The 6,322-nt window shown below is 71.9% G+C and carries 4 protein-coding genes and 1 pseudogene; 4 read left to right on the forward strand and 1 reads right to left on the reverse strand.

Annotated features, from left to right (window positions below):
- Positions 1–128: 128 nt before the first annotated feature.
- On the reverse strand, positions 129–2,543 hold the full coding sequence (gene lon / locus RIM90_RS18225; protein WP_309061772.1) for an endopeptidase La: 2,415 nt from the start codon (positions 2,541–2,543) through the stop codon (positions 129–131).
- 160 nt (positions 2,544–2,703) lie between these two features.
- Here lon and RIM90_RS18230 point away from each other — a divergent pair, with 160 nt between their 5' ends.
- The 4 genes and pseudogenes from RIM90_RS18230 to RIM90_RS18245 form a co-directional block, all read left to right on the forward strand.
- Positions 2,704–3,417: a spermidine synthase gene (locus RIM90_RS18230; RefSeq protein WP_309061773.1), complete on the forward strand. Its 714-nt coding sequence runs from the start codon at positions 2,704–2,706 to the stop codon at positions 3,415–3,417.
- A gap of 123 nt (positions 3,418–3,540) precedes the next feature.
- Positions 3,541–4,281: a response regulator transcription factor gene (locus RIM90_RS18235; protein WP_159535749.1), complete on the forward strand. Its 741-nt coding sequence runs from the start codon at positions 3,541–3,543 to the stop codon at positions 4,279–4,281.
- On the forward strand, positions 4,278–5,387 hold the full coding sequence (locus tag RIM90_RS18240; RefSeq protein ID WP_309061774.1) for a HAMP domain-containing sensor histidine kinase: 1,110 nt from the start codon (positions 4,278–4,280) through the stop codon (positions 5,385–5,387). Before RIM90_RS18235 ends, RIM90_RS18240 begins: the two co-directional genes overlap by 4 nt.
- Before the next feature lie 292 nt (positions 5,388–5,679).
- Positions 5,680–6,322, forward strand: a pseudogene (locus tag RIM90_RS18245) (2-oxo acid dehydrogenase subunit E2); the annotation flags it as partial.

Here is a 6,322-nt window from a genome sequence, read left to right on the forward strand (position 1 = left end):
CGCACGGTGAAGGCGCACGGTGAAGGCGCACGGTGAAGGCGCACGGTGAAGGCGCACGGTGAAGGCGCACGGTGAAGGCCCGGGCCTCCCTCACGGGGCCCGGGCCTTCCCTCATCCGGTCACGCCCGTCACGCCGCGACCGGAACCTCCGGCGCCGCGCCGTTCGTGGCCGGCGACAGCGCCAGCTCGAGCACCTGGCGGACGTCGGTGACGGCGTGGACGTCGAGCTTGTCCAGCACCTCCGCCGGGACGTCGTCCAGGTCGGGCTCGTTGCGCTTGGGGATGACCACGGTGGTGATGCCCGCCCGGTGCGCCGCGAGCAACTTCTGCTTCACCCCGCCGATCGGCAGCACCCGCCCGGTCAGCGAGACCTCGCCGGTCATCGCCACGTCGGTGCGGACCAGCCGCCCGGAGAGCAGCGAGGCCAGCGCGGTGGTCATCGTGATGCCGGCGCTCGGGCCGTCCTTGGGCACCGCGCCCGCCGGGAAGTGGATGTGCACGCCCCGGTCCTTCAGGTCGCCCACCGGCAGCTCCAGCTCGGCGCCGTGGCTGCGCAGGAAGCTCAGCGCGATCTGCGCCGACTCCTTCATCACGTCACCCAGCTGGCCGGTCAGCGTCAGCCCCGCCGCGCCGGTCTCCGGGTCGGCCAGGGAGGCCTCCACGTAGAGGACGTCACCGCCGGCCCCGGTCACCGCGAGCCCGGTGGCGACACCCGGGACGGAGGTGCGGCGCTCGGCCGGGTCCTGCGCGGACTCGGGCACGTGGTGCGGCCGGCCGATCAGGTCCCGCAGGTCACCCTCCGCCACGGTGAACGGCAGCTCCCGCTCGCCCAGTTCGTGCTGGGCCGCGACCTTGCGCAGCAGCCGGGCGATGGACCGCTCCAGGGTGCGCACGCCCGCCTCGCGCGTGTACTCGCCGGCCAGCTTGCGCAGCGCGCCCTCCTCGATCGTCACCTCGTCCGCGCCGAGCCCGGCGCGCTCCAGCTGGCGCGGGAGCAGGTGGTCCCGGGCGATGACGATCTTCTCGTCCTCGGTGTAGCCGTCCAGGCGGACGATCTCCATCCGGTCCGCCAGCGCCTCCGGGATGGCCTCCAGGACGTTGGCGGTGGCCAGGAAGACCACGTCCGACAGGTCCAGCTCGACCTCCAGGTAGTGGTCCCGGAAGGTGTGGTTCTGGGCCGGGTCGAGCACCTCCAGCAGGGCGGCGGCCGGGTCGCCCCGGAAGTCCGAGCCCACCTTGTCGATCTCGTCGAGCAGCACCACCGGGTTCATCGACCCGGCCTCCTTGACGGCGCGCACGATCCGGCCGGGCAGCGCGCCGACGTACGTGCGCCGGTGGCCGCGGATCTCGGCCTCGTCGCGGACACCGCCGAGGGCCACCCGGACGAACTTGCGGCCCATCGCGTGGGCGACGGACTCGCCGAGGCTGGTCTTGCCGACGCCGGGCGGACCGACCAGCGCGAGCACGGCACCGCCGCGCCGGCCCCCGACCACGCCCAGCCCGCGCTCCGCGCGCCGCTTGCGCACCGCCAGGTACTCGGTGATGCGCTCCTTCACGTCCTTCAGGCCCGCGTGCTCGGCGTCCAGCACGGCCTGGGCGCCCCGGATGTCGTAGGCGTCCTCGGTGCGCTCGTTCCACGGCATCTCCAGGACCGTGTCGAGCCAGGTGCGGATCCAGGAACCCTCGGGCGACTGGTCGGAGGCGCGCTCCAGCTTGTCGACCTCCTTGAGCGCGGCCTCACGGACCTTCTCCGGCAGGTCGGCGGCCTCGACGCGGGCGCGGTAGTCGTCGGACTCCTCACCCTCCTTCTCGCCGTTCAGCTCGCGCAGCTCCTTGCGGACGGCCTCCAGCTGACGGCGCAGCAGGAACTCGCGCTGCTGCTTGTCGACGCCCTCCTGGACGTCCTTGGCGATGGACTCGGCGACGTCCTGTTCGGCGAGGTGGTCGCGCAGCTGCTGGGTCGCGAGCTTCAGCCGGGCCACCGGGTCGGCGGTCTCCAGCAGGGCCACCTTCTGCTCGGTGGTCAGGAAGGGCGAGTAACCGGAGTTGTCGGCGAGCGCGGAGACGTCGTCGATGGCCTGGACGCGGTCGACGACCTGCCAGGCGCCGCGCTTGCGCAGCCAGGCGGTGGCGAGCGCCTTGTACTCCTTGACCAGCTCGGTCACCTGTCCCGGCAGCGGCTCGGGCACGCTCTCCTCGATCCGGGTGCCCTCCACCCACAGCGCCGCCCCCGGCCCGGTGGTCCCGGCGCCGATCCGCACCCGGCTCCGGCCGCGGATCAGGGCGCCCGGGTCACCGTCGGCCAGCCTGCCGACCTGCTCGACCGTGCCCAGGACGCCGGTACCGGCGTAGGTCCCGTCGACCCGCGGCACCAGGAGCACCCTGGGCTTGCCCGGCTCGTTCTTCGCGGCGGCCTGCGCCGCCTCCACCGCGGCGCGCACCTCCGTGTCGCTCAGGTCCAGCGGGACCACCATCCCGGGCAGCACGACCTCGTCGTCGAGCGGCAGCACAGGCAGGGCGAGCGGTGTGGACTCAGCAGCCATGATCTCCCCTTCGGCAGTCAAGTTGAGTTATGCCGACTCAATGCTCGTGAGTCGCCGAATGTTCCCCAAGCCATGTTCGCTCTGAGCGATCACCCGGTGACGGCCGGGGGTCCACCCGCGGACCGGTGGACCGGCGAGGGGGAGCTGCCAAGATGAACGGATGCCCACCCCGTACGACATTCCCGAAGTCCCCGAAGTCCTGGACCGCCGCGAGGGTCCGTACGGCGAGGTCGTGCTGCGTCGGCACGGCGGCCTGCTGCAGATCATCGCGAACGGCTGCTTCCTGATGGACACCTCCGACGGCCGCTCGGAGCGCCGGCTCGTCGACGCCGCCCTGGCCGCACTCGACGCCGCCGACGCGCGCGAGGGCCACGGCCGGCGTCCCGGCCCGCACGTCCTCATCGGCGGACTCGGCGTCGGCTTCTCGCTCGCACACGCCGCCGCGCAGCCCCGCTGGGGGCGGATCACCGTGGTCGAGCGCGAGCCGGCCGTCATCGGCTGGCACCGCGAGGGCCCCCTGGCCGAACTCTCCGCCGGAGCCCTCGCCGACCCGCGCACAAAGATCGTCGAGGCGGATCTCGTCGCATACGTCAATGAGACGTCCGACACGTTCGACGCGTTGTGCCTCGACATCGACAACGGGCCCGACTGGACCGTGACCGAGGGCAACGACGGGCTCTACTCACCGGCCGGACTGGCAGACTGCGCAAGGGTGTTGAGGCCCCGCGGGGTGCTCGCCGTGTGGTCGGCCAAGCCCTCCCCGGAATTCGAGGGAACCTTGCGGAATGCCGGGTTCCATCAGGTGCGTACCGAAGAGATCCCCGTTGCCCGGGGCGTTCCGGACGTCGTGCACCTCGGCGTCCGCCCTGGATAGCAAACACGCGGTAACTCCCCGTACGCTGCTGCCCTGACGCGGATCATTCAAGCGTCAATCGCAGTCATGCGCAGATGACGGATCACCCCACGGATTCCGGAAAGCACACTTCAGGGGCGGGCGATGGAGCAGACACACACCTCCCACAACGGCACGGCGGCGACCACCCCCGGCGCACAGCGGCGGGTCCTGGTGGTCGAGGACGACGCGACGATCGTGGACGCCATCGCGACCCGCCTCCGCGCCGAGGGATTCCTCGTGCAAACGGCGGGCGACGGCCCGTCCGCGGTCGACACCGCGGAGGCCTGGCAGCCCGACCTGCTGATCCTCGACATCATGCTGCCGGGCTTCGACGGCCTGGAGGTCTGCCGGCGCGTGCAGGCCCAGCGGCCCGTGCCGGTGCTGATGCTCACCGCGCGCGACGACGAGACCGACATGCTGGTCGGGCTGGGCGTCGGCGCCGACGACTACATGACGAAGCCTTTCTCCATGCGGGAGCTGGCGGCCCGCGTGCACGTGCTGCTGCGCCGCATGGAGCGGGCGGCCCTCGCGGCCACGACGCCGCGCAGCGGCATCCTGCGCCTGGGCGAACTGGAGATCGACCACGCGCAGCGCCGGGTACGGGTGCGCAGCGAGGACGTCCACCTCACGCCCACCGAGTTCGACCTCCTGGTGTGCCTGGCGAACACCCCCCGCGCGGTGCTCTCCCGCGAGCAGCTGCTGGCCGAGGTGTGGGACTGGGCGGACGCCTCCGGCACCCGGACCGTCGACAGCCACATCAAGGCGCTGCGCCGCAAGATCGGCGCCGAGCGCATCCGCACCGTGCACGGCGTGGGCTACGCCCTGGAGACGCCGACGCCATGAGCGGCGGGCCGGCCGGACACAGAGGCCCCGGGAAGTCCCCCTGGGGCGGTGCACGCCCGTTCTCGATCAAGACCAAGCTGGGCGCGCTGGTCGTCATCTCGGTGCTGATCACCACCGGGCTGTCGATGATCGCGGTGCGCACCGAGACGGAGCTGCGCTTCATCACGGTCTTCTCGATGATCGCCACGCTGCTCATCACGCAGTTCGTGGCGCACTCGCTCACCGCGCCGCTGGACGACATGAACGCGGTGGCCCGGTCCATCTCGCACGGCGACTACACCCGCCGGGTGCGCGAGAACCGCCGCGACGAGCTGGGCGACCTGGCCCAGACGATCAACGTCATGGCCGACGAGCTGGAGGCCCAGGACCGCCAGCGCAAGGAGCTGGTGGCCAACGTCTCGCACGAGCTGCGCACCCCCATCGCGGGCCTGCGCGCGGTGCTGGAGAACATCGTCGACGGGGTCACCGAGGCCGATCCCGAGACGATGCGCACGGCCCTGAAGCAGACCGAGCGGCTGGGACGTCTCGTGGAGACCCTCCTCGACCTGTCCCGCCTGGACAACGGCGTCGTCCCGCTGAAGAAGCGCCGGTTCGAGGTGTGGCCGTACCTGTCCGGCGTGCTGAAGGAGGCCAACATGGTCGCCTCCGCCCGCGCGGGCATGGCCACGGGATCCGGCAGCCACACGCGTACGGACGTCCATCTGCACCTCGACGTGACGCCGCCCGAGCTGATCGCGCACGCCGACCCGGAGCGCATCCACCAGGTCGTCGCCAACCTCATCGACAACGCGGTCAAGCACAGCCCGCCGCACGGCCGCGTGACGGTCAGGGCGCGGTGCGGACCGCAGCCGGAGTCGCTGGAGCTGGAGGTCCTGGACGAGGGGCCCGGCATCCCGCGGACCGAGTGGCACCGCGTCTTCGAGCGGTTCAACCGCGGCAGCGCCGACCGGCCGCACGGTCCCGGCAGCGACGGCGGCACCGGTCTCGGCCTGGCGATCGCCCGCTGGGCCGTCGATCTGCACGGCGGCCGGATCGGAGTGGCCGAATCCGAGAAGGGTTGCCGGATTCTTGTCACTCTTCCAGGGGCGTCTTCCGTATCGGGTTGACGTACAGTTCGAGGCGGAACCACAAGATCCACCCACGTCCGCGCTGATGGACACGTGTGATCAGGCGCAGGTCCGGCGCTCCGTGCGCGCCGGGCCACGGCCGAGCGATCCCTGAAGCGGCCCTGAGCAGCGGAACCACGCTTGTTTCCCGCCATTTCCAGCGCCGAAACACCCCTCCAGATGTGACTTGCGCGACGTTGAACGGGCCCGGCCTGACCTTCTCGCTCCGGGAGGCGTAGCCTTGATTCCCGCTGTCCATCATCTTGCGAAGCGGAAGAGGGCGGTTGACGCCGTGTCGCCACAGTCCCCCAGTAACTCGAGCATCTCGACCGACACCGACCAAGCGGGTAAGAACCCCGCTGCGGCCTTCGGTGCCAACGAATGGCTCGTCGACGAGATCTACCAGCAGTACCTCCAGGACCCGAACTCGGTGGACCGAGCCTGGTGGGACTTCTTCGCCGACTACAAGCCGGGCGCGCCTGCGGCCTCGGCTCCGGCGGGTACCGCGGCCGCGGGGGCCGCGGGGACCACCACCACCGCTCAGCCGGCCGCCGCGCAGCCGAAGGCCGAGCCCGCGCCCGCCCCGGCCGCCGCGCAGCCCGCACCGGCCCCGTCGGCCGCCCAGGCCCCGGCCCCGCCGGCCCAGGCTCCGGCTCCCGCTCCGGCGAAGGCCGCCGCCCCCGCCGCGAAGCCGGCCGCCGCGAAGGCCGAGCCCGCGGGCGAGGCCAAGGAGGGCCCCGAGCAGGTGACCCTGCGCGGCCCGTCCGCCGCCGTGGCGAAGAACATGGACGCCTCGCTGGAGCTGCCCACGGCCACGTCCGTGCGCGCGGTCCCGGTGAAGCTGCTGTTCGACAACCGCATCGTCATCAACAACCACCTCAAGCGGGCCCGCGGCGGGAAGATCTCCTTCACGCACATCATCGGCTACGCCATGG

It is taken from the genome of Streptomyces sp., assembly GCF_031181555.1.
In the GTDB taxonomy this organism is placed as follows: domain Bacteria; phylum Actinomycetota; class Actinomycetes; order Streptomycetales; family Streptomycetaceae; genus Streptomyces; species Streptomyces fimbriatus.

Bases quoted from the DNA above. Each gene is read 5' to 3' on its own strand.
- RIM90_RS18235 (WP_159535749.1), top strand. From the start codon at position 3,541: ATGGAGCAGACACACACCTCCCACAACGGCACGGCGGCGACCACCCCC.
- RIM90_RS18240 (WP_309061774.1), top strand. From the start codon at position 4,278: ATGAGCGGCGGGCCGGCCGGACACAGAGGCCCCGGGAAGTCCCCCTGG.
- lon (WP_309061772.1), bottom strand. From the start codon at position 2,543: ATGGCTGCTGAGTCCACACCGCTCGCCCTGCCTGTGCTGCCGCTCGAC.
- RIM90_RS18230 (WP_309061773.1), top strand. From the start codon at position 2,704: ATGCCCACCCCGTACGACATTCCCGAAGTCCCCGAAGTCCTGGACCGC.